This is a genomic window from Streptococcus porcinus (genome assembly GCF_900475415.1).
GTDB lineage: Bacteria > Bacillota > Bacilli > Lactobacillales > Streptococcaceae > Streptococcus > Streptococcus porcinus.
In genome coordinates this window covers 1-26,192 of sequence record NZ_LS483388.1, presented here as the reverse complement: position 1 = coordinate 26,192, position 26,192 = coordinate 1, and the positions used below count along the sequence as shown (strand labels likewise).

The following is a 26,192-nucleotide window of genomic DNA, read 5'->3' as shown; positions in this document are numbered from 1 at the left end:
CACACAAGGAAGATTATCTATTTTCCTAGGAAGTTAGTTGCGTGTTCAACTTCACTTATTATTAAGTTTAGGTGGACTTATATCCTATGGAGCCTAGCGGGATCGAACCGCTGACCTCCTGCGTGCAAAGCAGGCGCTCTCCCAGCTGAGCTAAGGCCCCGACTAATAAACTGGTTGTTACATTATTAGTGGTGGTACTATTCTATTACGTGAAGCTTAATTGTATTCAAACTAAAATCTTTTTCATACAGATTTCTTAACGTTCTCATAACTTAAATAAGACCTCTCAAAACTAAATAAGACAAGACCAAACGTCTTCCATTTCCTTAGAAAGGAGGTGATCCAGCCGCACCTTCCGATACGGCTACCTTGTTACGACTTCACCCCAATCATCTATCCCACCTTAGGCGGCTGGCTCCTAAATGGTTACCTCACCGACTTCGGGTGTTACAAACTCTCGTGGTGTGACGGGCGGTGTGTACAAGGCCCGGGAACGTATTCACCGCGGCGTGCTGATCCGCGATTACTAGCGATTCCGACTTCATGTAGGCGAGTTGCAGCCTACAATCCGAACTGAGATTGGCTTTAAGAGATTAGCTTGCCGTCACCGGCTTGCGACTCGTTGTACCAACCATTGTAGCACGTGTGTAGCCCAGGTCATAAGGGGCATGATGATTTGACGTCATCCCCACCTTCCTCCGGTTTATTACCGGCAGTCTCGCTAGAGTGCCCAACTTAATGATGGCAACTAACAATAGGGGTTGCGCTCGTTGCGGGACTTAACCCAACATCTCACGACACGAGCTGACGACAACCATGCACCACCTGTCACTTCTGCTCCGAAGAGAAAGCCTATCTCTAGGCCGGTCAGAAGGATGTCAAGACCTGGTAAGGTTCTTCGCGTTGCTTCGAATTAAACCACATGCTCCACCGCTTGTGCGGGCCCCCGTCAATTCCTTTGAGTTTCAACCTTGCGGTCGTACTCCCCAGGCGGAGTGCTTAATGCGTTAGCTCCGGCACTAAGCCCCGGAAAGGGCCTAACACCTAGCACTCATCGTTTACGGCGTGGACTACCAGGGTATCTAATCCTGTTTGCTCCCCACGCTTTCGAGCCTCAGCGTCAGTTACAGACCAGAGAGCCGCTTTCGCCACCGGTGTTCCTCCATATATCTACGCATTTCACCGCTACACATGGAATTCCACTCTCCCCTTCTGCACTCAAGTTTGACAGTTTCCAAAGCGAACTATGGTTAAGCCACAGCCTTTAACTTCAGACTTATCAAACCGCCTGCGCTCGCTTTACGCCCAATAAATCCGGACAACGCTCGGGACCTACGTATTACCGCGGCTGCTGGCACGTAGTTAGCCGTCCCTTTCTGGTTAGTTACCGTCACGTAATGGATTTTCCACTCCCATTACCGTTCTTCTCTAACAACAGAGCTTTACGATCCGAAAACCTTCTTCACTCACGCGGCGTTGCTCGGTCAGGGTTCCCCCCATTGCCGAAGATTCCCTACTGCTGCCTCCCGTAGGAGTCTGGGCCGTGTCTCAGTCCCAGTGTGGCCGATCACCCTCTCAGGTCGGCTATGTATCGTCGCCTTGGTGAGCCTTTACCTCACCAACTAGCTAATACAACGCAGGTCCATCTCATAGTGGAGCAGTTGCCCCTTTTAAGTAGATGACATGGGTCTTCTACTTTCATGCGGTATTAGCTATCGTTTCCAATAGTTATCCCCCGCTATAAGGTAGGTTACCTACGCGTTACTCACCCGTTCGCAACTCATTAGACTGGTGCAAGCACCTGTCCTCTGCGTTCTACTTGCATGTATTAGGCACGCCGCCAGCGTTCGTCCTGAGCCAGGATCAAACTCTCATTTTAGTTTGAACTTTCTCGTTCTTTCTGTCGCTGACAGATTTATTGCTTTTGCTTGACGGGTAATATGTCTTGCATATCACCCTCACGTTTGGTTTTTCTTGTCTTATTCAGTTCTCAAAGGTCTTTGAATTATTTTATAGAATAATTCACATCGGGAAGACAGGATTCGAACCTGCGACACCTTGGTCCCAAACCAAGTACTCTACCAAGCTGAGCTACTTCCCGAACTCATGCACCCTAGAGGGGTCGAACCTCTAACCGCCTGATTCGTAGTCAGGTACTCTATCCAGTTGAGCTAAGGGTGCTTTTTATTAAATTAATGCCGAGGACCGGAATCGAACCGGTACGATGTAAACCATCGCAGGATTTTAAGTCCTGTGCGTCTGCCAGTTCCGCCACCCCGGCCACTCAAAAGCGAACGACGGGATTCGAACCCGCGACCCCCACCTTGGCAAGGTGGTGTTCTACCACTGAACTACGTTCGCAATTGTTGTAAATGCCGGCTACATGATTTGAACACGCGACCCTCTGATTACAAATCAGATGCTCTACCAACTGAGCTAAGCCGGCCTAAGGTTATGCGGGTTAAGGGACTTGAACCCCCACGCCGTTAAGCGCCAGATCCTAAATCTGGTGCGTCTGCCAATTCCGCCAAACCCGCTTGATGACCCGTACTGGGCTCGAACCAGTGACCCATTGATTAAAAGTCAATTGCTCTACCAACTGAGCTAACGAGTCTCATCTTCATTTCTTCATTTGATTAACGAATGTCCTAAGCTTCGCTTATTCTATCCGCTACTTTTAAAAGTCCACAGACTTTTAAAACGGTCCCGACGGGAATCGAACCCGCGATCTTCGCCGTGACAGGGCGACGTGATAACCGCTACACTACGGGACCTCGTATCTTTATTAATACTATGGGAGTTAACGGGTTCGAACCGCTGACCCTCTGCTTGTAAGGCAGATGCTCTCCCAGCTGAGCTAAACTCCCATCGAGTGGTCTAAGCTAAGCGACTTCCGTATCTAACAGGGGGCAACCCCCAACTACTTCAGGCGTTCTAGGGCTTAACTGCTGTGTTCGGCATGGGTACAGGTGTATCTCCTAGGCTATCGTCACTTAACTTATGATTGAACTCTAATCTTAGTCCACTCAAAATTGAATAACTATATCTTATCAAGAACTCTACCTCTTTGTCAATAAACGTCTGTCTATTATTTCTTATCTTTGGATAAGTCCTCGAGCTATTAGTATTAGTCCGCTACATGTATCACTACACTTCCACTTCTAACCTATCTACCTGATCATCTCTCAGGGCTCTTACTGATATAAAATCATGGGAAATCTCATCTTGAGGGGGGCTTCGCACTTAGATGCTTTCAGCGCTTATCCCTTCCCTACATAGCTACCCAGCGATGCCTTTGGCAAGACAACTGGTACACCAGCGGTAAGTCCACTCTGGTCCTCTCGTACTAGGAGCAGATCCTCTCAAATTTCCTACGCCCGCGACGGATAGGGACCGAACTGTCTCACGACGTTCTGAACCCAGCTCGCGTGCCGCTTTAATGGGCGAACAGCCCAACCCTTGGGACCGACTACAGCCCCAGGATGCGACGAGCCGACATCGAGGTGCCAAACCTCCCCGTCGATGTGAACTCTTGGGGGAGATAAGCCTGTTATCCCCAGGGTAGCTTTTATCCGTTGAGCGATGGCCCTTCCATGCGGAACCACCGGATCACTAAGCCCGACTTTCGTCCCTGCTCGAGTTGTTGCTCTCGCAGTCAAGCTCCCTTATACCTTTACACTCTGCGATTGATTTCCAACCAATCTGAGGGAACCTTTGGGCGCCTCCGTTACCTTTTAGGAGGCGACCGCCCCAGTCAAACTGCCCGTCAGACACTGTCTCCGATAGGGATTGCCTATCTGGGTTAGAGTAGCCATAACACAAGGGTAGTATCCCAACATCGCCTCTAACGAAACTGGCGTCCCGTTCTCAATGGCTCCTACCTATCCTGTACATGTGGTACAGATACTCAATATCAAACTGCAGTAAAGCTCCATGGGGTCTTTCCGTCCTGTCGCGGGTAACCTGCATCTTCACAGGTACTAAAATTTCACCGAGTCTCTCGTTGAGACAGTGCCCAAATCATTACGCCTTTCGTGCGGGTCGGAACTTACCCGACAAGGAATTTCGCTACCTTAGGACCGTTATAGTTACGGCCGCCGTTTACTGGGGCTTCAATTCAGATCTTCGCTTGCGCTAAACCCTCCTCTTAACCTTCCAGCACCGGGCAGGCGTCACCCCCTATACATCATCTTACGATTTAGCAGAGAGCTGTGTTTTTGATAAACAGTTGCTTGGGCCTATTCACTGCGGCTGTCATCGCTGACAGCACCCCTTCTCCCGAAGTTACGGGGTCATTTTGCCGAGTTCCTTAACGAGAGTTCTCTCGATCACCTGAGGCTACTCGCCTCGACTACCTGTGTCGGTTTGCGGTACGGGTAGTATGTATTTAAACGCTAGAAGCTTTTCTTGGCAGTGTGACATCACTAACTTCGCTACTAAACTTCGCTCCCCATCACAGCTCAATGTATTAGGTATAAGCATTTGACTCATACCACACCTCACTGCTTAGACGTGCTCTTCCATTCGCACGCTTTAGTTAGCCTTCTGCGTCCCTCCATCACTATACATACTAGTACAGGAATATCAACCTGTTGCCCATCGAATACACCTTTCGGTCTCTCCTTAGGTCCCGACTAACCCAGGGCGGACGAGCCTTCCCCTGGAAACCTTAGTCTTACGGTGGACAGGATTCTCACCTGTCTTGCGCTACTCATACCGGCATTCTCACTTCTATGCGTTCCAGCACTCCTCACGGTATACCTTCTTCACACATAGAACGCTCTCCTACCATTACTATTACTAGTAATCCACAGCTTCGGTAAATTGTTTTAGCCCCGGTACATTTTCGGCGCAGGGTCACTCGACTAGTGAGCTATTACGCACTCTTTGAATGAATAGCTGCTTCTAAGCTAACATCCTAGTTGTCTGTGCAACCCCACATCCTTTTCCACTTAACAATTATTTTGGGACCTTAGCTGGTGGTCTGGGCTGTTTCCCTTTCGACTACGGATCTTAGCACTCGCAGTCTGACTGCCGATTATATCTACTTGGCATTCGGAGTTTATCTGAGATTGGTAATCCGGGATGGACCCCTCACCCAAACAGTGCTCTACCTCCAAGAGACTTAACATCGACGCTAGCCCTAAAGCTATTTCGGAGAGAACCAGCTATCTCCAAGTTCGTTTGGAATTTCTCCGCTACCCACAAGTCATCCAAGCACTTTTCAACGTGCCCTGGTTCGGTCCTCCAGTGCGTTTTACCGCACCTTCAACCTGCTCATGGGTAGGTCACATGGTTTCGGGTCTACATCATGATACTATTTCGCCCTCTTAAGACTCGGTTTCCCTACGGCTCCGTCTCTTCAACTTAACCTCGCATCATAACGTAACTCGCCGGTTCATTCTACAAAAGGCACGCTCTCACCCATTAACGGGCTCGAACTTGTTGTAGGCACACGGTTTCAGGTTCTATTTCACTCCCCTCCCGGGGTGCTTTTCACCTTTCCCTCACGGTACTGGTTCACTATCGGTCACTAGAGAGTATTTAGGGTTGGGAGATGGTCCTCCCAGATTCCGACGAGATTTCGCGTGTCTCGCCGTACTCAGGATACTGCTAGGGCTCAATTCAATTTTAAATACGAGGCTATTACTCTCTTTGGCTTACCTTCCCAGGTAATTCTTCTATTAAATTAAAGTCCCACGTCGCAGTCCTACAACCCCGAGGAGTAAACTCCTCGGTTTGCCCTCCTGCCGTTTCGCTCGCCGCTACTAAGGCAATCGCGTTTGCTTTCTCTTCCTGCAGCTACTTAGATGTTTCAGTTCACTGCGTCTTCCTTCTCATGACCTTTATAGTCATGGATACTAACCATTAGTTAGTGGGTTCCCCCATTCGGACATCTCTGGATCAGCGCTTACTTACAGCTCCCCAAAGCATTTCGTCGTTAGTCACGTCCTTCTTCGGCTTCTAGTGCCAAGGCATCCACCGTGCGCCCTTATTAACTTAACCTTATTCCAGTCTTTCGACCTTCTTATTTTTTTTAATATGTTCGCGTTTATCTTTTTTTCGGTTTATTTCTTGTTACTTTTCTACAATCATTTTAATGATCGTGGAATTTGATATAGTTATTCAATTTTCAATGGACTATGTTTAGGATACAAAGCAACGCTCGCTTTAGCGAAACTTCTGTAGAAAATTAGGATTCTGACACAGTGTGCTTGCACACAAGGAAGATTATCTATTTTCCTAGGAAGTTAGTTGCGTGTTCAACTTCACTTATTATTAAGTTTAGGTGGACTTATATCCTATGGAGCCTAGCGGGATCGAACCGCTGACCTCCTGCGTGCAAAGCAGGCGCTCTCCCAGCTGAGCTAAGGCCCCGACTAATAAACTGGTTGTTACATTATTAGTGGTGGTACTATTCTATTACGTGAAGCTTAATTGTATTCAAACTAAAATCTTTTTCATACAGATTTCTTAACGTTCTCATAACTTAAATAAGACCTCTCAAAACTAAATAAGACAAGACCAAACGTCTTCCATTTCCTTAGAAAGGAGGTGATCCAGCCGCACCTTCCGATACGGCTACCTTGTTACGACTTCACCCCAATCATCTATCCCACCTTAGGCGGCTGGCTCCTAAATGGTTACCTCACCGACTTCGGGTGTTACAAACTCTCGTGGTGTGACGGGCGGTGTGTACAAGGCCCGGGAACGTATTCACCGCGGCGTGCTGATCCGCGATTACTAGCGATTCCGACTTCATGTAGGCGAGTTGCAGCCTACAATCCGAACTGAGATTGGCTTTAAGAGATTAGCTTGCCGTCACCGGCTTGCGACTCGTTGTACCAACCATTGTAGCACGTGTGTAGCCCAGGTCATAAGGGGCATGATGATTTGACGTCATCCCCACCTTCCTCCGGTTTATTACCGGCAGTCTCGCTAGAGTGCCCAACTTAATGATGGCAACTAACAATAGGGGTTGCGCTCGTTGCGGGACTTAACCCAACATCTCACGACACGAGCTGACGACAACCATGCACCACCTGTCACTTCTGCTCCGAAGAGAAAGCCTATCTCTAGGCCGGTCAGAAGGATGTCAAGACCTGGTAAGGTTCTTCGCGTTGCTTCGAATTAAACCACATGCTCCACCGCTTGTGCGGGCCCCCGTCAATTCCTTTGAGTTTCAACCTTGCGGTCGTACTCCCCAGGCGGAGTGCTTAATGCGTTAGCTCCGGCACTAAGCCCCGGAAAGGGCCTAACACCTAGCACTCATCGTTTACGGCGTGGACTACCAGGGTATCTAATCCTGTTTGCTCCCCACGCTTTCGAGCCTCAGCGTCAGTTACAGACCAGAGAGCCGCTTTCGCCACCGGTGTTCCTCCATATATCTACGCATTTCACCGCTACACATGGAATTCCACTCTCCCCTTCTGCACTCAAGTTTGACAGTTTCCAAAGCGAACTATGGTTAAGCCACAGCCTTTAACTTCAGACTTATCAAACCGCCTGCGCTCGCTTTACGCCCAATAAATCCGGACAACGCTCGGGACCTACGTATTACCGCGGCTGCTGGCACGTAGTTAGCCGTCCCTTTCTGGTTAGTTACCGTCACGTAATGGATTTTCCACTCCCATTACCGTTCTTCTCTAACAACAGAGCTTTACGATCCGAAAACCTTCTTCACTCACGCGGCGTTGCTCGGTCAGGGTTCCCCCCATTGCCGAAGATTCCCTACTGCTGCCTCCCGTAGGAGTCTGGGCCGTGTCTCAGTCCCAGTGTGGCCGATCACCCTCTCAGGTCGGCTATGTATCGTCGCCTTGGTGAGCCTTTACCTCACCAACTAGCTAATACAACGCAGGTCCATCTCATAGTGGAGCAGTTGCCCCTTTTAAGTAGATGACATGGGTCTTCTACTTTCATGCGGTATTAGCTATCGTTTCCAATAGTTATCCCCCGCTATAAGGTAGGTTACCTACGCGTTACTCACCCGTTCGCAACTCATTAGACTGGTGCAAGCACCTGTCCTCTGCGTTCTACTTGCATGTATTAGGCACGCCGCCAGCGTTCGTCCTGAGCCAGGATCAAACTCTCATTTTAGTTTGAACTTTCTCGTTCTTTCTGTCGCTGACAGATTTATTGCTTTTGCTTGACGGGTAATATGTCTTGCATATCACCCTCACGTTTGGTTTTTCTTGTCTTATTCAGTTCTCAAAGGTCTTGCATCTCTTACGAGACAACTATTTTATTCTATCAGCTATCTCCTGCTTTGTCAATAACTTTTTTCAGTTTATTTGACTCTGATGATAACTGTGCTGCTCTTTTAGCAACTTTATTAGTATACCTACCTTTTGTCTCTTTGTCAAGATAATTATTTCTAATTTGAAAAGTTTTTTTCTATAATATTACGAATGCTACAAAATAGATTAAGCTAATGATTATGTGCTATCTACACTTTTACTTTTGAATTAATAAAAAAGATTGAAGAAGACGCCCTACTAGACATTTTCTTCAATCCGAACTTAAAATTTAGTTTAAGTTTTATTTTCCTCTGAGCGATGATACCCATAAACAAAATAGATTATTGTTCCAATTAATGTGGAAATTCCAAATGCTATCCAGGTTATAACCATATATTGTGACATGAACGAAGCACAAATAGTAATGGCAATGATCGGTAATAATGGAACTAGTGGCGTTGTAAATTCACCTGTTTTGGGTTTACCATTATTTTTTCGTAAAATAATGATAGAAAAAGACATAATGATGAGGTAAGCAAGAGTACAAATATTAACAAATTCTGCTAAACTAGCGAGAGGGACTAATCCTGCACAAATCATTGATATAAGACCAACAGTAATCGTTGCATTTTGGGGAACGAAACTATTTTTTGAGACTTTCTGTAATGATTTTGGTAAAAGACCATCCCTACTAATTGTATAAACAATTCTTGCTAGCGCAAATGTCATCGATATACAAACCGTTATTAAAGTCATTACTGCAACGATAGAGATATAATTAGCTGCCCAATCCATCTTAACAAGTCTTAAGGCATAGGATACAGCATCAGGAACATTTAATTTCTTATAATAAACAATTCCTGTAAGGATAGTAGTCACAACTATATATAAAATAGTTACAATTAATAGTGATAGGGTTATTCCTCTAGGTATATTCTTTTGAGGTTCTTGTACTTCATCTACTGTCATAGAAATTGACTCAAATCCTAAAAAAGCAAAAAACATAACAGAGGCACCAGCAAAAATCCCAGATTTTCCTCCGTAAAACTGACCTAATCCATAAGGAGCAAATGGTATCCAGTTATTTGCCTTAATAAAAAATAATCCAACAACTATAAATAATGCCAAGGCAGAAAATTTTAAAATAACAAGTATAGAATTAAATTTTAAAGCTGTTTTTGAGTTCATTAAAACAATAGCTGTAACTATTAACATGACCAAAACTGGTAAAATATCAATATAAGTTCCTTCTTTAGGATTAAATGTTCCATTCAATGCTGTTGGAATATGCATACCAAAATTACTAAGTAACCCTTTAAGGTAACTCCCCCAGCCTACTGCAACGCTGGAAATAGCTGTCAAGAATTCCATAATGATGTACCAACCGACAATCCATGCGGGAAATTCACCTAAGGTAGCATAGACATAGCTATAAGCTCCACCATTAGCCGGAATTCTAGAAGAAAACTCTGCGTAAAATAATGCTAAGATAGCAACTGCTGCGGCTGATAGAATAATAGATATAGTAAGCGCTGGACCTGCATACTTAGCAGCACCAATTCCTGTTATTGTAAATACTCCTGTACCTACCATGGAACCAAGGCCAAGGAATATGAGATCTTGAACCTTTAAATGTCTCCTCATTTCTGTTTTTTTGACACTGTTATTTTTTTTGCGAAATAGATTCATATTGACCTTTCTTCTCTAATAAATATCCTTTAGTGTAACACAGTTATAAAAACCTGTAAATATAATAAAAAATCCAAAGATCTTTGATCTCTGGATTTTTTTATTATTGTTCGTCTTCTTCTACCATTTTATCCTTAATTTCTTCATATGACAATGCATGAACATCTTCATTCTCAGAATCTGGCGTTTCTGGCATTTTACCTGTCTCAAAAATAGATTTAATTTGAGCAGCATCCAATGTTTCATATTTCAATAGAGCTTCAGCAATTAATTTGTGAGTTTCTCTATTTTCATTGATAATATCAGCTGCTTTATTACGTGCTTGATTTAAGAGAGCTCTGACTTCATCATCAATCATTTGAGCAGTTTGTGCAGAGTAAGATTTTTCTGGTGAAATCTGCCCCGGCATCATGGCATGATTTCCCTCATACTGAACTGGACCAAGTTTTTCACTCATGCCATATTCTGTAATCATAGCTCTAGCCATTTGAGTAGCTTGCTCAAAGTCATTTGAAGCTCCTGTTGTTTGGGCATTAAAAATAATTTCCTCAGCAACACGTCCACCCATAAGACCAGCAAGTTGCTCTTTTAAGTCATCTTTTGATAGCAACATTTGATCCTCTTTAGGAAGAGCAATCATATAGCCACCTGCACGACCACGTGGAACAATAGTAACTTTATGAACCACACGAGCATTTGATAAAATTAAACCAACGATTGTATGTCCCGCTTCGTGGTAAGCAACCATTTCCCGTTCTCTTTGAGATATTGTTCTATCTTTCTTAGAAGGTCCAGCAATAACACGATCTTCCGCTTCATCAATATCACTAGCATCAATTTTTTCTTTGTTACGACGGGCTGCAACTAATGCTGCTTCATTCAAAACATTTTCTAAATCAGCTCCAACAAAACCAGGTGTTTGTTGAGCAACAACTTTCAAATTAACATCTTCTGCTAATGGTTTATTCTTAGCATGAACTCTCAATATAGCTTCACGACCTTTAACATCAGGACGACCAACTAGAACTTTACGATCAAAACGGCCCGGTCTTAACAAAGCTGGATCTAGGACATCACTACGGTTTGTTGCTGCAATAACAATAATACTTTCATTTCCTTCAAAACCATCCATTTCAATTAAAAGTTGGTTCAAGGTTTGTTCACGTTCATCATTACCGCCGCCCATTCCAGCACCACGGCGTCTACCAACAGCATCAATCTCGTCAATAAAAATAATAGCACGTTCAGCTTTTTTAGCATCTTCAAACAAAGAGCGAACACGACTAGCACCAACACCGACGAACATTTCAACAAAGTCAGAACCTGAGATACTGAAGAAAGGCACTCCCGCTTCGCCTGCTACTGCTTTTGCTAATAAGGTTTTACCTGTCCCGGGAGGACCTTCAAGCAAAACCCCAGAAGGAATTCTGGCACCTAAAGCTTTATATTTTTTAGGGTTTTTAAGAAAATCAACTACCTCTACAAGCTCTTGTTTCTCTTCCTCAGCTCCAGCAACATCTGTAAAACGTACCTTTACATCGTCTTTACTTTGAGATTTTGCTTTATTCTTACCAAAACTCATGGCGCCTCGAGCACCACCTCCACCTTGATTCATCATCATCATCATGAAACCTGCGAAAATAATGATAGGCAAGAAACTTACTAAGAATGATATCCAAGCGCCACTTGAACTTTCTTGTTTTACTGAAACTGTAGTACCACTTTTATCAGCAGCTGTCATCAGTTCTTTAACCACAGAATCACTAGGTAAGACTAAGGCAGTAAACTCTGAAACTTTTGTTGATGAGCCTGTTCCAAAAAACGACAAACCTTGATCAATAGCATTTTTTTGTGGCTTCTCATATTTTCCTTTAACCTCTATGATACTTCCACTTGGCTGATAAGTAATTGATTTAACATCGCCAGCTTTGATTTGTTTGATTAGTTTGGTATAACTAATCTGTTGGCTTTGTGTACTTGTTCCTCTCAAATAGTATTGGAAACCTGTAATAACAAGCACAATAACTATAATATAGACAAATGAATTTTTAACAAAACCATTATTTTTATTATTTTTCATAAAGTAACAATTAACCTTTTCCTATTTTGAATAGATTTCTTCTTTTAAAACTCCTACATAGGGAAGATTACGGTAGTTTTCTTCGTAATCTAAACCAAAACCAACAATAAATTCGTTTGGTACATCATAACAAACATAGTCAGCTTCAATCTCAACCACTCGGCCTTCTGGCTTATCAAATAAGGTTGCAATTTTGACAGAATTGGCTTTTCGATATTTGAACATATCCCTTAAATATTTTAAGGTCCGACCAGTATCAATAATATCTTCAACAAAAAGAATATCACGACCTTCAATATTAGTGTCAACGTCTTTTAATATTTTGACCTCACCACTACTAGTTGTACCACCATGATAACTTGAAACGACCATAAAATCAATCTCGACATGGGTATCAATATGTTTCATCAATTCAGACATAAATGGAACAGAACCTTTTAAAACTCCAACCAATAAAGGATTTTTCCCATGGTAATCCTTTGTTAACTGTTGGCCAAGTTCTTTAGTCTTCAAAATGATATCTTCTTCTGAATAAAGAATTTTTTTAATATCTTGCTCAAGCATGGTGTCACCTTTTTCTTAATTTTTCAATATAGAGTCTAGCCTTCATTATATCACGTTCTGATGCTTTTCTCAAATATGTTTTACCAGCTATCATAACAAAGATAATTTCATTTTCTTGAACCCCAATAATAGCTTCTTTCCTCTCTTGTTGGGAAAATTTCTCATCAATAAAGAGTCGTCTAAGCTTTTTAGAAAATGTTCCAAAATCAATTTTATCACCAGGCTGGCGCCTACGAAGTATTATGGGCGTTAAGTGATAGATTGGAATAGTGAATTCACCCGCTATATTAGCTCCTTTGGACCCGAAAGTAAACTTATAAGATTGGTAAGAAAGGTCTGAGTCATATTTTAACAGAAGCTCCATCTCCTTGGGCTCCGTCTCAAGCCTGATTTTTCGAATGTGAAATTGATTAGATGTAATAACAAGCTCGTAGTTATTTTTTAAGAAAAATTCTCCCTGTCCTTTTGCTCTTAAAATATGTAATACTTCTTTAACCTGCTTGCGAGATAAAAATAGGTCATCAAATTTTGCTAAATAATTTTGTAATAAGTAGAATTGAACAGAGTCTGTTTGTTCTAGAAATATTTTTCTATCTGTAACATCAATGTGATTTGTTAAGTCCGCTAGTGCTATAAAAAGAGTCTCAGATTCCTCAGCGAGAGCTAATATTGACTCACTTAACTTAGGATTCTCTCTTTCTAATTCTTTCAAATAAAAGTTGCGGACGCGATTTCGAAAATAATCAAGACCTAAATTACTACTGTCTTCAAAATGATAAGGATTAGGTAAATCATTTTTATGAAAGTGTAAAAATGGTCTAATCAATTGGCCACCGGAAAATGGCTGAACTTCTTTGATTCCAGCAAGATATCGGAGTAAGCTCCCTCTAATCAGACGCATAAAAACAGTTTCCACTTGATCATCTGCATGATGTGCTGTCACAAGGGCTGTGTAATCTCCTTGAACCATTATCCTTTTGAAAAATTGGTAGCGAAAATCACGCGCCCTCTGCTCTGAAAAATTACCTTTGAAATAGTCAATAAAAATTGGGATATCATGTTGTTCAGCCCATTTTTTTAAATAGTCTTCCTCTAATTCAGACTCTTTTCTTTGTTTGTGATTGACATGAGCAATAGCAATACTTATATCTAATTGACGTTTAAAGGTATGTAAAAAGTGCAGTAAATTCATTGAATCTACTCCACCTGAAACAGCTATTAAAACCTTTTTATGATTTTTAAAAAAAGCTTTTTGAAGACAATAAGTATAAATTTTTGAATATATCATTTTAAAATGGCATAGACATCATCTGCTATATCTGTAATATCGTCATAAGAGGATTTATCTGTAAAAATAGATAAAATAAAGGGTGAATTCCCGTAGACAATTGCAACATCGTGTTTATAGTCATAGGCGTCACCAATCTTATGAGCAACTGGTACCTGAATATTTTTTGAAATCCGTTTATTATCAAAATCAGTTTGAGAAAGATAGGAAATAATTTCTCCTTTTTGGTAATAGATAGACTCCATAATATTTGCAGCAGCGTGTGATGATATCATTCTACTTTCCATATTCCAGTCAATACCTGAAATAGCATTAATCTGTGAATAAAATTTGTGATCATATTTATTAGCAACATAATAACCTAAAATATTTGTAGCTACATTATCAGAATGTTGGGCAATAGCTTTTAATAAAGTATCAACAAGATATTCTTTATTATCAGCTTCTTTATCAATATGCCCGCTACCGGATGGGCCATAGGCACCATCAAAATGATTAACTTGATTGACATACTTTAAAGGCTTGTCTAATTTTATTTGACCTGTATTTAATTGATTCTGCACATAATATAACGTTGCTAGTTTAGCAATACTTGCCGAATACATCATTTTATCAGCATTAATACCAGCACTGGCCTGGCTATCCAACTGCTTAACATAGATAGAATACTTATCTTTATTATATTTTTGACTTAAAACCTCTTGTACTTTAACCATACGGTTATCGGCTCTTGAGAGATCTTTCTCGGAAATCCATCCTTTATTGTCAATATAATAATAGTTTCCTTCTTGCGTTTGTGCCATCTGACTGGCATGAACATTAGTAAAAGCTGTTAAATCAGTCTTGATAGTGGAAATACCCTTCACAAAAGGTTGTTTATAGACAGTAAAGTTTCCTTGTAACCAAAAAGTAAGATTTACCTCTACCTGATTAATAGCCATATCATCATAAATATATCGACGATTTGCTTCAATATAGGTGCCATCTGATAATGCAAACACAGGTGTACCACTTCCATTTAGGAGTAAATCTGTAATTTGAAAATCATCATTAGGTTTCAAAACTTTTGCGAAAATATTTAAATTAGCATCTGAATAGGTATTTGTTTCATAATAAAGATTAGGATTTTGAGGAATATTGCTAAAATAAGTTGCCCTAGAGGCAATGCTTTGTGTCAGAGGATGAAGATGCGTATTAGAAAAATTAATTTCTTTTTCGGTACTAATAACAGGTACAGGAGACACAAAAAAGACCATTATCATTAATGCTAATAGTTTTTTCATGCTGTCTCCTTTCTTAATTATCTTTCATCGAATAGTTCTTCTTTTAAAGTTTGATTTTCTTTTTTGAGTTCTTCTAACTTTTCTTCTGAAAAAGATAGAAAAGTTTCTATTTTTTTGACAATATCTTCCATAATTTATTATTTTGGTAGCAATCCTGGGATTGGGTAAACAATTTCACCTTCTTGAGTTAAATAATATTTAGCACGAGCGTATTTCTTAACAAAATTTGTATCTTTAAGTTGGTTTGCTAACTGCTTTTCAGCTTGGGTACTAGCATCTAGTTCTTTGTATTCTTTTTTTAACTTAATAACTTGCTGATTTTGTTTTTGTAAAGATACATAGCTTTTAACCAAATTATAAGTTGGTAAGATAAAAAGAAACATCATAATAACTAGAATCCAGCCCATAAAACGGTTACGTTTTTTTAACTCTTCTTCTTCAAAGCGTTTTTTCTGATTTTCATCCTTGATGAATTTATTATTTAATTGGACGATGCTAGGCTTCTTCATTGCTTTCAATCCTTGTTTCTTTAATAATTTCATACATTTTTAGAGCATCTTCTTTTTTGGTACTATCCTTCATCTCTACTACTTTAACTGTTAGCAATTTATTGCCGAAACGAATTTCAATCTCATCATTTAATTTTAAATCAGTAGAGCTTTTAGCTAAAATACCATTAACTTTTATTCTACCCTTATCTGCAACCTCTTTTGCTACTGGTCTCCTTTTTATAATCCGAGAAACCTTTAAAAATTTATCTAATCTCATCTTTTACCTCACAATCCATTTTATTCTATCATTTTTCTTTTGCAAATGGTAGGTAAGTCCATAATTTCTTATCAAAAGCATTCAGATGCTTTGCTACGAAAATAAAAATCATTAAGCCGATTAAACTAGTAAGAATAATCTCTGTAAAATTTTCAGTTCGTGTTTTATTTGGCAATATAGTCTGTACAATAAAAACCACAATGAGCATAGAGAGTATGCTAATGATAAATCTCCAATTTTTAAAACATTTTATTTCCATATTAGCATATCTGCTATATAAGATAAGAACAATAATTAAAGGTAAGATGGTTGATAAAGAGCTTCCAACAATACCATATAATCTTGTCAGTAGGGGTGTCATGATTACTTTCAATAATAGTCCTAAGCATAGGAATAAGAATGACAATTTTTGACGATTTTCAATAAAGAATTTTTGATGAAAAAATTGGATAAGACTTGATATAAAAATAATACTGATAAAAATTTCTAGACTTAACCAACCCTTATTATCCTCAAATAAAGTTCTATTCATAGCAGCTAAAATCATAGAAAAACCGAGATAAATAGTCATATTTAAGTAACAGATAAAGTCAAAAAAATACTGACTTTCACTTTGATAAATTTGCTGATTTTTATAATAGTCCTTAGTCAGTTTTGGTAGAAAAGTTGTAAAGAAAGCAGTTGAGAAAATAAGGCCAAATTGAATAAGTGGTTGACCACGATCATAGATGCCTTTACTAACTTCAGCCATTACATGAGGATAACCAGCTCCTATCAAACTATTTTTAACAAATAAAGCATCAATAAATTGAAATAGCAGTAAATAGACAGTATAGAAGATGAAAATTAAGCTAGAAATACCTATAGAAGATTTTTCAGTATTACTCTTTTTTTGCTTAATGGCTAAAAAATGTAAAGCTTTAGGATCTTGATAAATAAAATAAATAAGGATAGAGAGGCTAGCAACTAAATTTCCGGTTGCTGCCATATTTGCCGTTCTATAAATTGACCAAGAAAATAGCTTATAAAATAAAGCTGCTAGAAGAATAATACTTACCCTGATGACCTGTTCCATTACCTGACTGACAGCTGTTGGAATCATATTCACTCTTGCTTGGGCTAAACCACGGTAAAAAGAATTAAAAGGGACAGTCAGTAAAACTAAAGCAGTTATGAAAATACTAAAAATTAACTTTTCACTTCCAATAATGATAGCTAACGGTCTGCAAAAGAGAATTAATAATAAAGCAAAAATAAGACTTATCAACATTTGAAATCTAAATAGAAATTGCAAATCGTCATGTTTGTTTTTTTGGAAGATACTTGCAACAACATTGGGAAGTGCTGTTAAGCTTAAAGCGCTGATAATTGCAAGTAACGGATAAACTTGTTGATAGGCATAAAAGCCCCTATCTCCTACTATGTTTTGATAAGGAATACGATAAAGAGCTGCCAATATTTTCGAAATAAGGCCGCTTAATGTTATTACTAAACTTGATTTACTAACTTGATTTTCGAGTTTTTCTGTCTTTAATTTCACCCAAGCATTCTCCAAATAACATCAATTCTTCTAAAATGTCATAATCTTTTTTATACTTAATATCAAAAATAATATCAATTTTCCCATTCGTTTCACTAATTCTTGCTTTTAGAGTTGTCTTTGCTAAAGCTTCAAAATAATCTTGAGTAAGATAATAAGTTAGAGATACTTTTTCAAATCGTACAATTACTTGATTTCCTTTTCGCTCTACTAACTCTGCAAAAGCTTTATCCATATAATATTTGAGTAAACCGATTTCTAAGAGATAGGCTACCTGATCAGGATATTCTCCAAAACGATCAATAATCTCCTCTTGTAAGAGCAGATAATCATCTTTACTTTCAATTTCTCGAATACGCTTATAAAGCTCAATTTTTTGTCGCTCATCCGTGATGTATTCCTGAGGAAGATATGCATCTATTTGTAAATTAATTTCAGCATTACCTTTATGTCTTAACTTAACTCTTCCTTGTTTATTAGCAATAGCTTCTTCTAATAATTGAGAGTACATTTCAAAACCAACAGAATCAATAAAGCCACTCTGTGAAGCTCCTAAAATGTTACCTGCTCCACGAATTGCTAAATCACGCATAGCAATTTTGAAACCTGATCCTAATTCTGTGAACCCTTTAATGGCTTCTAAACGTTTTTCTGATATTTCAGACAAAATTTTATCTGGACGATACATCAAATACGCATAAGCGATTCGATTGGAACGTCCTACACGCCCCCGTAGTTGATAAAGGGTAGACAATCCCATATGATCAGCATTTTCGACAAATAAGGTATTAACATTTGAAATATCAACTCCTGTCTCTATAATTGTAGTCGCTACTAGAACATCATAGTCACCATTTATAAAGTCAATCAGAGTATTTTCAAGTTGAATTTCACTCATTTGTCCATGAACAAAACCGATTGCCGCTTCTGGCACTAGCTCTTGTAGCTGTGACACTTTTTTATCAATGGTGTCAACTTTATTGTATACATAAAAAACTTGACCTCCACGATCCATTTCTCGCAGGATAGCCTCTCTAACTAAGCTAGGATTTGTCTCTAAGACATAAGTTTGAACAGGATAACGATTCGTCGGAGGAGTTTCAATAACTGATAAGTCTCTGATACCAAGCATTGACATGTGAAGTGTTCTGGGAATCGGCGTTGCTGTTAGGGTTAAAACATCAACTTTACTCTTTAATTCTTTTAACTTTTCTTTGTGTTTAACACCAAAACGCTGTTCCTCATCAATAACAATTAGGCCTAAGTCAGAAAATTGAACATCTTTTGACAGGAGACGATGAGTACCTATAATAATATCAACTTGACCTTTAGCAAGTTTTTCTAGACTTGTATTTTGTTCTTTTTTACTTCGAAAACGGCTTAGAACATCAACTTCAACTGGATAATTTTCAAATCGCTCTCTAAAATTATCATAATGTTGCTGAGCTAAGACAGTTGTTGGAACTAAAATAGCAACTTGTTTATGATCTTTTACAGCTTTAAATGCTGCTCTCATAGCCACTTCTGTTTTACCAAATCCAACATCACCTACTAAAAGACGATCCATTGGGAGTTGACTTTCCATATCTTTTTTAATTTCTTGAATTGAGCGCAATTGATCTTCAGTTTCAACAAAAGGAAAATCATTATCAAATGATTCTTGCAATTCGTCATCAGGTGAAAATTGAAATCCTTTTAACTGACTTCTTTCAGCATATAACCTTAATAAATCATCGGCGATATCTTCCACTTGTTTGCTGACTTTTTGTTTTGTCTTTTGGAAACGACCGTCATTTAATTTATTTATCTTAGGCTCTTTACCATCAGCAGAAACATATTTTGATAAACTTTCAATCTGTTCAACAGGAAGAGAAATCCTATCTGAATTTTGATATTGGATAGTTACATAATCACGATGAATACCTTGAAGTTTAATCGTTTCAATGCCTAAAAAACGACCTATTCCATGAACATTGTGAACAACATAATCACCCTTTACTAATTCATTGTAATTTTTTAATCGTTCAGCATTACTAATATTTGACTTCCGAACACGACGCTTAATTTTTTTATGATAAATTTCATGCTCAGTAATATAGGCAACTTTTTCATCTGCAAAATAAAATCCATTTGCTAATTGACCAATTATTATCTGGACTTGATGAGCTTGAATATTATTATGGTCTATCAAAGGAATATTGAAATGATAGTCTTCTAAATTTTTTAATAATCGTTCATAAGCATGTTCTGACTCAACTTGAATGAGGACTGTCGCATTTGATTTTTTATAGCGGTTAATTTCATCAATTAGTAATGGAAATTGATTAAAAAACTCTTGCATAGCATACTGAGTAAACTGATACAACTTGTCAAATTTAATATTTCCTAAACCTTTATGAAAATTAGAGAAAAAAGTTGCTGGCTTGTAAGTTCTAATATTCCTATAAGTATCTGCAAAGTAATGCAAAGAAGGGAGAGCTTTACCCTGATGTAAATCTTCTGTTAACAAATTAGCAACTTCTAAATCAAAGCTAGCATTTTTATCTAGTATTTTTTGGAAATCATCAAAAAATACTGGTACCCCTTTAGGGATATAATCGAGCAATGTCCACTCTTTTTCATAAAAGAGAGAAAGAAATTTGCCGATATCTTTATGTCGATAACCATCTTTTGAGACTGCTAGGATGTCTTCTAAATAGGATTTTGATTCAGCGTTTACCAAATGAAGAGCTGATTCCAGATTACTAATTCCACGTGAAAAATCTGCTTTTTCTAAAATCATTTCACTAGCAGGGCTAATCATAATTTCTCTTAAATTTTCAATAGATTTTTGACTATCACTATCAAAATAACGAATTCCGTCTATTTCATCCCCAAAAAACTCAATTCGATATGGGTTAGCTTGCCTAACCTCATAAATATCTAAAATATCTCCGCGTCTACTAAATTCCCCAGGATTAATCACTTGACTAACTTTTTGGTAACCAATTTGAGTCAAATTTTTGACCAAATCATCAAGATTATAATCATTTCCAACACAAAATCGGAAACTGTATTTTTGAAAGATCCGAGGGTTAGGTAAAAGGATTTTTAAACCTACAATGGTAGTTAATAAAATTCCTTTAGCGTTATGATTTATTAGAAATTGCAGAGCTTCTATCCTTGACAATGACTTATCTAAAGAAGAAAAAATAAACTCAGCAGGAGCAACATCATCTGCAAAAAACTGATAAACTTCATCTTCTCCTATCAAAGCAGACAAGTCTGATGCTAATTTTTCTAGTTCATTTTGACTAGAAGTAATAATAATTAACTTACCATTCTGATAACGGTAATTGGCTGCAACCGCTAATGCTTTACTTGATCCAGATAAACCCATTATTAATTGTCTATCCAGATTTACCGAATTTGACATCCACTCTTGTAAGAGTTTATTTTGACTAAATAATTCTATAATATTCATAATTACCCATTGAATTTTTGCATAGTTAATTCAAAGTTATCTTCTTGTAAATAGAAATTTACAGCCGTGACAACTTTTTCTAGTGTTAATGCAATTCTTATTCCATCTTCTTTTTCAAATTTTCCTAATACGTGATTGATGACCGTCATTCCAGGGCGTGGTCGACCGATACCAATTTTGACACGATCAAATTCTTGACTGCCTATATTTGCAATAATAGACTTTATGCCATTGTGTCCACCAGCAGAACCTTTTTGGCGAAAACGAAGTTTACCTACTTCCATATCTAAATCATCATAAATGACAATTAAGTCTGAAATAGAGATATTATAATAAGTCAATAATGCTCTAACAGTAATACCACTATTGTTCATAAATGTTGTTGGTTTAATAAAATAAACTTTCTCTTGATTAATAAATGTACAACCAACAAGTGCTTTAAAATTCTTATCTTCTGAAAAAGTAACATCAAAATTTTTAGCAAGTTGATCTATAGCCATAAAACCAACATTATGTTTCGTATTGTCGTATTTAGAACCAGGATTTCCCAGCCCTACAATCATTTTTACCATTCTTCCTCTTTTCTATTAAATGCCAAAAGGGTTGGAATTAACTTCCAACCTTCTTAGCTATTTTTTCTCTTTTTAAACGTTAAATCGAAACTCCATAATATCGCCATCTTGCACAATATACTCTTTACCTTCTTCACGAAGACGACCAGCTTCTTTAACAGCCTTTTCACTGCCATACTTAATTAAATCATCATAACTCATTGTTACTGCTCTGATAAATCCTCTTTCAAAATCAGAATGAATAATTCCAGCAGCTTGTGGTGCTTTAATTCCTCGTTTAAATGTCCAAGCCCGCACCTCTTTTTCACCAGCAGTGAAATATGTTCCTAAACCAAGTAAATGGTAAGCTGCGCGTGTCAATTTATCAACACCTGACTCCGTTAGACCAATAGCTTCTAAAAATTCTGCTTTATCGTCATCGTCTAATTCTGAAATTTCTTCTTCTGCACGCGCGGAGATAACAACAACTTCAGCATTTTCTGTTTCTGCAAAAGCACGAATTTGTTTAACATAATCAATGTCATCTGGATCAGCAACACGATCTTCATCAACATTAGCAACATATAAAACTGGCTTTGTTGTTAGTAAGAATAGTCCCTTTACTACTTTTTCTTCTTCATCTGTAAAATCAATAGTTCGAGCTGATTTACCATCTTCTAGGACTGGTTTAATTTTTTGAAGAACATTAAATTCAGCCACAGAATCTTTATCTTTTTGTGTCCGAGCCATTTTTTCAACACGTGCATAACGTTTATTGATTGAATCTAAGTCGGCAAGGATTAATTCCAAATTAATAGTATCAATATCAGCCATTGGATCTACAAAGGCATCGTCACGACCTTGTTCGCGCATTACATTTTCATCGTCAAAAGCACGAACTACGTGAACAATAGCATCAACCTCACGAATATTAGCAAGAAATTTATTTCCTAAACCTTCACCTTTTGAAGCTCCTTTAACAATCCCTGCAATATCGGTAAATTCAAAAGTAGTTGGAACAGTTTTTTTAGGCGTAATTAATTCCGTTAATTTATTAAGACGTTCATCAGGTACTTCAACCATACCAACATTTGGATCAATTGTCGCAAAAGGATAATTAGCAGCTTCTGCCCCTGCTTTAGTAATTGCATTAAAAAGGGTTGATTTACCTACATTAGGCAAGCCAACAATACCAGCTGTTAAAGCCATAAGTTCTTTTTCTCCGTTCAAAATTTCAATCAATAATATTATAGCATAAACCAAAAGAAAAAAGCCTATCAGTGATAGACTAAAATAAATTTATAAGTGATTTGATAAAACTAATAATAATTGGCACAAAAAAGATTAGCCACCAATATTCTGATACAAGGTCAATAAAAATTGTGATCCCATCACGTTTTTCATATTTTCCTGTCTCTGGATTAATAACATACTCTCTACCTTCAAGAAGGTTAAGATTATCATCTTCTTCTGAATCATTTTCATTATTATGTGATGAAGCTAATTCTTTTCCTCTCACCAATTGATCAAGTGTAACATCAAAAATTTCTGCCAGTTTAACAAGATTTTCCAAATCAGGAGTGCTGTCCCCATTTTCCCATTTAGAAATCGCTTGTCGTGAAATGAAAAGTCGGTCAGCTAAAGCATCTTGAGAATAGTTTTTTTTAAGTCGATAGTTTTTTAATTGTTCTGCAAATTTATTCAAAATATAATACTACCTTTCTTTGTTTACATCTACTTTACACTATTCCATACCAAAAATACCAGCACTTTTTAAGAGCAACTATTAGTTGCTAACCTTTAAAAACAAGTTTTCTAAGGTTGCGAAATAATTTTCTTTAATTTTCTTTCAAAATTATGACGACTCATCATTACAATATGATCACAATTTTGACATTGAATTTTGATATCTGCCCCAATTCTTACGATTTTCCAAGAATTAGCTTTTTTTCCATTTTCTTTGACAATACATGCATGAGGCTTTTTCATCTCTACTACAGTTCCAAGCTGATACATGAGGACCTACTCCTTACCAAGTTTGTTTATCATATCAAAAGATAAGCCCTGAGAGCTTATCTTTTTGAATTAGTTAGTTCTTACTGGTGTAATTAATTGAATGAACCCTTCTTCATCATCAGAAGTTAAAGTGAAAGGTCTAACTGGTGATACAAAACGGATTCTTACAGTTTCATTTTTAAAAGCTTTCAATGCTTCAATTAAGTATGTAGGGTTAAAAGAAATTGTCAAGTCACTTCCAGTTTTTTCTACTGTTTCCAATTCTTCATTTACTTTTCCTACTTCAGGTGAATTAACATGAGCAGTAACTGAAGACTCAGTGACTTCAAGTTTAACAGTTCCATTTTGAGTCGCATTAGAAATCAGGTAAGCACGTTCCATAGCATGTCTTAAGGCTTGGGTATTAAAAACGGCTTCAGTTTCAAATTGATTCATCAGTAAACGATCAGTATCGGGATAATTTCCTTCTAAAAGTCTAGTATAAAAAGAAATGTAATCACTTCTAAATAAAATTTGACTTGGTGAGAAAAAGATTTCCACCGTTTCAATATCATCTGTAAAAACAGAAGTAAATTCTCTTAATGATTTACTTGGAATAACAACATCAAAGTCAGTTGCTGATTTTTCTAAAGTTAAAAGCCGCTGGCTCATACGGTGTGAATCTGTAGCTACCGCTTTAAACTCTTTATGATTTTTCAACGTTAAATGCACACCTGTTAGAATTGGCCGACTTTCTTGAGTACTAGCAGCAAATGCCGTTTCAGAAATAATAGATTTTAATAATTTTGTTTCTAAAACAAGTGGATTATCAGTTGAAACTTCTTGTAAACGAGGATATTGTTCGACATCTTTACCTTTCAAGGTAATTTCTGATTTTCCACTCGTCAGAACAACTTGATGATGTTCAATTTCTTTAAAATCTAAAGTAAAATCCGGAAGACTTGAAATAATATTGATAAAAAAGCTTGCTTCCAATAAGATTGCACCTGTTGAAGAAATTAAGAGACCTGCATTTTCATTTGAAACTGGAATGATAGTTTCAATTGAAATTTGTCCATTAGAGCCTGTTAAAGTAATATCAGATTGACTAACTTCAATTTTTATAGTTGAAAGAACTGGAATAGCATTTTTACTGCTGATAGCTCTTTTGGTTGCATTTAAAGCTTGTATAAAAAGGGAACGATTTATAGAGAATTGAATCATGAGGACTCCTTTATTTTATAAGTATAATATTTAGTAGTAGTAGTAGGTCTTGTGTATATAGTGGAAAATGAGTATCAATGCAGCAGGAATAAGCTTTAAGCTTTGTTCACAACTTGTGGATAAGTTTGATTTAAAATAGTACTTTATCCACAGCTTATTTAATCTTATTTTTGATAGTTTCAATTTCAATACGAAGGCTTTCGTCTTCGACAATCATATTTTTAATTTTATTGTAAGCATGAAGAACAGTTGAGTGATCACGACCGCCAAATTCTTTACCAATTTTTGGCAAGGAGTTATCAGTCATCTCACGAGCTAGAAACATGGCTACTTGACGAGCTAAAACAATATCTTGTGTTCGTTTTGTTGCCTTTATTTCTTTTACTGTCACGCCATAGAATTTTCCAACTTGCGTTTGAATTTCTTCAATTGGTATAATTGTCATTTTTGGGGTGTCTTGCTTTCGGGCACGGATGGCCTCTGCAGCGATATCCACAGTGATTTTATCAATCTGTTTGAAGTTAGCAACAAGGCTAATATCTTTTAAAGCACCCTCTAAATCTCTCACATTTGAATCAAATTGTCCTGCTAAGTACTCAATAGTATCTTGAGGAAAAGTAAAACTATATTCTTGTATTTTATTAGTTAAAATAGCAACTCGCGTTTCAAAATCAGGAGGCGTGATATTGACGGTTAATCCCCATTTAAAGCGTGTAACAAGTCTTTGTTCTAAATCATTCAAATGGTCAGGTGTTCGATCACTCGTTAGAACAATCTGTTTATTATTATTATGAAGAGCATTGAAAGTGTTAAAAAATTCTTCCTGAGTACCTAACAATGTTTTCTTAGCGAGTGATTGAATGTCATCAATTAAAAGCAAATCAAGATTTCGGAATTTTTCTTTCAGTTCGTCCATAGTATCAAGACGGATATGGATGACAAATTCATTAATAAAGTTCTCAGCAGTAATATACTTAACACGCGCATTGGGATTATCCAATAAAACTGAATTTCCAATGGCATTTAATAAGTGTGTTTTACCAAGGCCAGGCCCACCCCAAATAAATAAAGGATTATAGGTAGTCCCTGGTGTATTTGCCACTGCTATAGAAGCTGCTACAGCCCAGCGATTTTCATCACCTTGAATAAAATTTTCGAAGGAATACTTTGGATTTAAATCAGATTTCACAAGTGGTAAAGGATTGCTATTTTGGGTCGAAAAGGTTTGTGAAGTTTCTTGTGCCCCAGACATTATTTCTAAGTCGTCTTCAAATTGATAATCAACAGCAATTTGAGCATTAAAAATTTCGAAGCCGGCTGTCAGAATGACATCTTTTAAGTTTTTCTCCCAAAATAGCTCTTTCATAGGATCTAGATAAATGGTTGCGACATTATCTGCAACCTTTATCAACCTAGCATCAAGTACAAAAAATTCATAAGTTGTTTGTTTTAATTGACTTTGTGCTAGTTCTAAGACCCTATTCCAAAAAATAGTTTCGTTTTCAGTCAT

The 26,192-nt window shown here is 37.8% G+C and carries 16 protein-coding genes, 11 tRNA genes and 4 rRNA genes; all 31 read right to left on the bottom strand.

All coding sequences use genetic code 11. The annotated features are described in order from the left end of the window. Nucleotides 1-87: 87 nt before the first annotated feature. A tRNA-Ala gene (locus DQM45_RS00150) sits at nt 88-160 on the bottom strand. Nucleotides 161-330: 170 nt separating this feature from the next. Further along, a 16S ribosomal RNA gene (locus DQM45_RS00145) occupies nt 331-1,879 on the bottom strand. A 148-nt stretch (nt 1,880-2,027) separates the two neighbouring features. Continuing rightward, a tRNA-Pro gene (locus tag DQM45_RS00140) sits at nt 2,028-2,101 on the bottom strand. A 6-nt stretch (nt 2,102-2,107) separates the two neighbouring features. After that, nucleotides 2,108-2,181 (bottom strand) — tRNA-Arg (locus tag DQM45_RS00135). 15 nt (nt 2,182-2,196) lie between these two features. Then, nucleotides 2,197-2,281, bottom strand: a tRNA-Leu gene (locus DQM45_RS00130). Nucleotides 2,282-2,289: 8 nt separating this feature from the next. Beyond that, nucleotides 2,290-2,361: transfer RNA gene (locus DQM45_RS00125), tRNA-Gly, on the bottom strand. A gap of 12 nt (nt 2,362-2,373) precedes the next feature. After that, nucleotides 2,374-2,446: transfer RNA gene (locus DQM45_RS00120), tRNA-Thr, on the bottom strand. A 9-nt stretch (nt 2,447-2,455) separates the two neighbouring features. Further along, nucleotides 2,456-2,537 (bottom strand) — tRNA-Leu (locus DQM45_RS00115). Between the two features lie 4 nt (nt 2,538-2,541). After that, nucleotides 2,542-2,614 (bottom strand) — tRNA-Lys (locus tag DQM45_RS00110). An 87-nt stretch (nt 2,615-2,701) separates the two neighbouring features. Further along, a tRNA-Asp gene (locus DQM45_RS00105) sits at nt 2,702-2,774 on the bottom strand. Nucleotides 2,775-2,794: 20 nt separating this feature from the next. After that, nucleotides 2,795-2,867, bottom strand: a tRNA-Val gene (locus DQM45_RS00100). Nucleotides 2,868-2,881: 14 nt separating this feature from the next. Next, nucleotides 2,882-2,997, bottom strand: a 5S ribosomal RNA gene (rrf, locus tag DQM45_RS00095). Nucleotides 2,998-3,101: 104 nt separating this feature from the next. Continuing rightward, a 23S ribosomal RNA gene (locus DQM45_RS00090) occupies nt 3,102-6,006 on the bottom strand. A gap of 299 nt (nt 6,007-6,305) precedes the next feature. Beyond that, nucleotides 6,306-6,378, bottom strand: a tRNA-Ala gene (locus DQM45_RS00085). Between the two features lie 170 nt (nt 6,379-6,548). Beyond that, nucleotides 6,549-8,097, bottom strand: a 16S ribosomal RNA gene (locus tag DQM45_RS00080). Together the 16S, 23S and 5S rRNA genes with 11 tRNA genes alongside form the textbook arrangement of a ribosomal RNA operon. Before the next feature lie 434 nt (nt 8,098-8,531). Continuing rightward, on the bottom strand, nt 8,532-9,926 hold the full coding sequence (locus DQM45_RS00075; RefSeq protein ID WP_003084755.1) for an APC family permease: 1,395 nt from the start codon (nt 9,924-9,926) through the stop codon (nt 8,532-8,534). 103 nt (nt 9,927-10,029) lie between these two features. Then, nucleotides 10,030-12,006 (bottom strand): ATP-dependent zinc metalloprotease FtsH, encoded by a 1,977-nt coding sequence (ftsH, locus tag DQM45_RS00070; protein WP_003082706.1) that lies wholly within the window; start codon nt 12,004-12,006, stop codon nt 10,030-10,032. Between the two features lie 21 nt (nt 12,007-12,027). Next, nucleotides 12,028-12,570, bottom strand: coding sequence for a hypoxanthine phosphoribosyltransferase (gene hpt / locus DQM45_RS00065; protein WP_003083591.1), 543 nt, complete (start codon nt 12,568-12,570; stop codon nt 12,028-12,030). A gap of 4 nt (nt 12,571-12,574) precedes the next feature. Next, nucleotides 12,575-13,858 (bottom strand): tRNA lysidine(34) synthetase TilS, encoded by a 1,284-nt coding sequence (gene tilS / locus DQM45_RS00060; RefSeq protein ID WP_003085881.1) that lies wholly within the window; start codon nt 13,856-13,858, stop codon nt 12,575-12,577. Further along, the gene (locus DQM45_RS00055; protein WP_003085433.1) at nt 13,855-15,141 is read right to left on the bottom strand and encodes a serine hydrolase; all 1,287 of its coding nucleotides are present in this window, start codon (nt 15,139-15,141) and stop codon (nt 13,855-13,857) included. Before DQM45_RS00055 ends, tilS begins: the two co-directional genes overlap by 4 nt. Nucleotides 15,142-15,158: 17 nt before the next feature. Then, nucleotides 15,159-15,272: an SP_0009 family protein gene (locus DQM45_RS10215; RefSeq protein WP_003083768.1), complete on the bottom strand. Its 114-nt coding sequence runs from the start codon at nt 15,270-15,272 to the stop codon at nt 15,159-15,161. Nucleotides 15,273-15,278: 6 nt separating this feature from the next. Beyond that, nucleotides 15,279-15,650 carry an FtsB family cell division protein gene (locus tag DQM45_RS00050; protein WP_003082679.1) on the bottom strand — a complete coding sequence of 124 codons (372 nt, stop codon included), beginning with the start codon at nt 15,648-15,650 and terminating at the stop codon, nt 15,279-15,281. Next, complete coding sequence (locus tag DQM45_RS00045; RefSeq protein WP_003084284.1) at nt 15,637-15,909, bottom strand: RNA-binding S4 domain-containing protein; 273 nt, start codon at nt 15,907-15,909, stop codon at nt 15,637-15,639. The genes DQM45_RS00050 and DQM45_RS00045 overlap by 14 nt, the downstream gene beginning before the upstream one ends. Before the next feature lie 28 nt (nt 15,910-15,937). Then, complete coding sequence (locus DQM45_RS00040; RefSeq protein ID WP_003085162.1) at nt 15,938-17,449, bottom strand: oligosaccharide flippase family protein; 1,512 nt, start codon at nt 17,447-17,449, stop codon at nt 15,938-15,940. After that, on the bottom strand, nt 17,412-20,912 hold the full coding sequence (mfd, locus tag DQM45_RS00035) for a transcription-repair coupling factor (protein WP_003083207.1): 3,501 nt from the start codon (nt 20,910-20,912) through the stop codon (nt 17,412-17,414). The genes DQM45_RS00040 and mfd overlap by 38 nt, the downstream gene beginning before the upstream one ends. Before the next feature lie 2 nt (nt 20,913-20,914). After that, on the bottom strand, nt 20,915-21,484 hold the full coding sequence (gene pth / locus DQM45_RS00030) for an aminoacyl-tRNA hydrolase (protein WP_003084704.1): 570 nt from the start codon (nt 21,482-21,484) through the stop codon (nt 20,915-20,917). 72 nt (nt 21,485-21,556) lie between these two features. After that, nucleotides 21,557-22,672 carry a redox-regulated ATPase YchF gene (gene ychF, locus DQM45_RS00025; RefSeq protein ID WP_003085502.1) on the bottom strand — a complete coding sequence of 372 codons (1,116 nt, stop codon included), beginning with the start codon at nt 22,670-22,672 and terminating at the stop codon, nt 21,557-21,559. Between the two features lie 79 nt (nt 22,673-22,751). After that, entirely contained in the window at nt 22,752-23,168 is a 417-nt protein-coding gene (locus DQM45_RS00020) for a helix-turn-helix domain-containing protein (protein WP_003082570.1), read from the bottom strand. Nucleotides 23,169-23,278: 110 nt separating this feature from the next. After that, a complete protein-coding gene (locus DQM45_RS00015) occupies nt 23,279-23,479 on the bottom strand; it encodes a DUF951 domain-containing protein (RefSeq protein ID WP_003085187.1) in 201 nt (66 codons plus the stop codon). A 69-nt stretch (nt 23,480-23,548) separates the two neighbouring features. After that, the gene (gene dnaN, locus DQM45_RS00010; RefSeq protein WP_003082634.1) at nt 23,549-24,682 is read right to left on the bottom strand and encodes a DNA polymerase III subunit beta; all 1,134 of its coding nucleotides are present in this window, start codon (nt 24,680-24,682) and stop codon (nt 23,549-23,551) included. A 154-nt stretch (nt 24,683-24,836) separates the two neighbouring features. Beyond that, the gene (gene dnaA, locus DQM45_RS00005; protein WP_003084518.1) at nt 24,837-26,192 is read right to left on the bottom strand and encodes a chromosomal replication initiator protein DnaA; all 1,356 of its coding nucleotides are present in this window, start codon (nt 26,190-26,192) and stop codon (nt 24,837-24,839) included.

What these genes read in the sequence shown, in the direction of transcription:
- DQM45_RS00075 (WP_003084755.1), bottom strand. Translation starts at nt 9,926, where the DNA reads ATGAATCTATTTCGCAAAAAAAATAACAGTGTCAAAAAAACAGAAATG.
- ftsH (WP_003082706.1), bottom strand. Translation starts at nt 12,006, where the DNA reads ATGAAAAATAATAAAAATAATGGTTTTGTTAAAAATTCATTTGTCTAT.
- hpt (WP_003083591.1), bottom strand. Translation starts at nt 12,570, where the DNA reads ATGCTTGAGCAAGATATTAAAAAAATTCTTTATTCAGAAGAAGATATC.
- tilS (WP_003085881.1), bottom strand. Translation starts at nt 13,858, where the DNA reads ATGATATATTCAAAAATTTATACTTATTGTCTTCAAAAAGCTTTTTTT.
- DQM45_RS00055 (WP_003085433.1), bottom strand. Translation starts at nt 15,141, where the DNA reads ATGAAAAAACTATTAGCATTAATGATAATGGTCTTTTTTGTGTCTCCT.
- DQM45_RS10215 (WP_003083768.1), bottom strand. Translation starts at nt 15,272, where the DNA reads ATGGAAGATATTGTCAAAAAAATAGAAACTTTTCTATCTTTTTCAGAA.
- DQM45_RS00050 (WP_003082679.1), bottom strand. Translation starts at nt 15,650, where the DNA reads ATGAAGAAGCCTAGCATCGTCCAATTAAATAATAAATTCATCAAGGAT.
- DQM45_RS00045 (WP_003084284.1), bottom strand. Translation starts at nt 15,909, where the DNA reads ATGAGATTAGATAAATTTTTAAAGGTTTCTCGGATTATAAAAAGGAGA.
- mfd (WP_003083207.1), bottom strand. Translation starts at nt 20,912, where the DNA reads ATGAATATTATAGAATTATTTAGTCAAAATAAACTCTTACAAGAGTGG.
- pth (WP_003084704.1), bottom strand. Translation starts at nt 21,484, where the DNA reads ATGGTAAAAATGATTGTAGGGCTGGGAAATCCTGGTTCTAAATACGAC.
- ychF (WP_003085502.1), bottom strand. Translation starts at nt 22,672, where the DNA reads ATGGCTTTAACAGCTGGTATTGTTGGCTTGCCTAATGTAGGTAAATCA.
- DQM45_RS00015 (WP_003085187.1), bottom strand. Translation starts at nt 23,479, where the DNA reads ATGTATCAGCTTGGAACTGTAGTAGAGATGAAAAAGCCTCATGCATGT.
- dnaN (WP_003082634.1), bottom strand. Translation starts at nt 24,682, where the DNA reads ATGATTCAATTCTCTATAAATCGTTCCCTTTTTATACAAGCTTTAAAT.
- dnaA (WP_003084518.1), bottom strand. Translation starts at nt 26,192, where the DNA reads ATGACTGAAAACGAAACTATTTTTTGGAATAGGGTCTTAGAACTAGCA.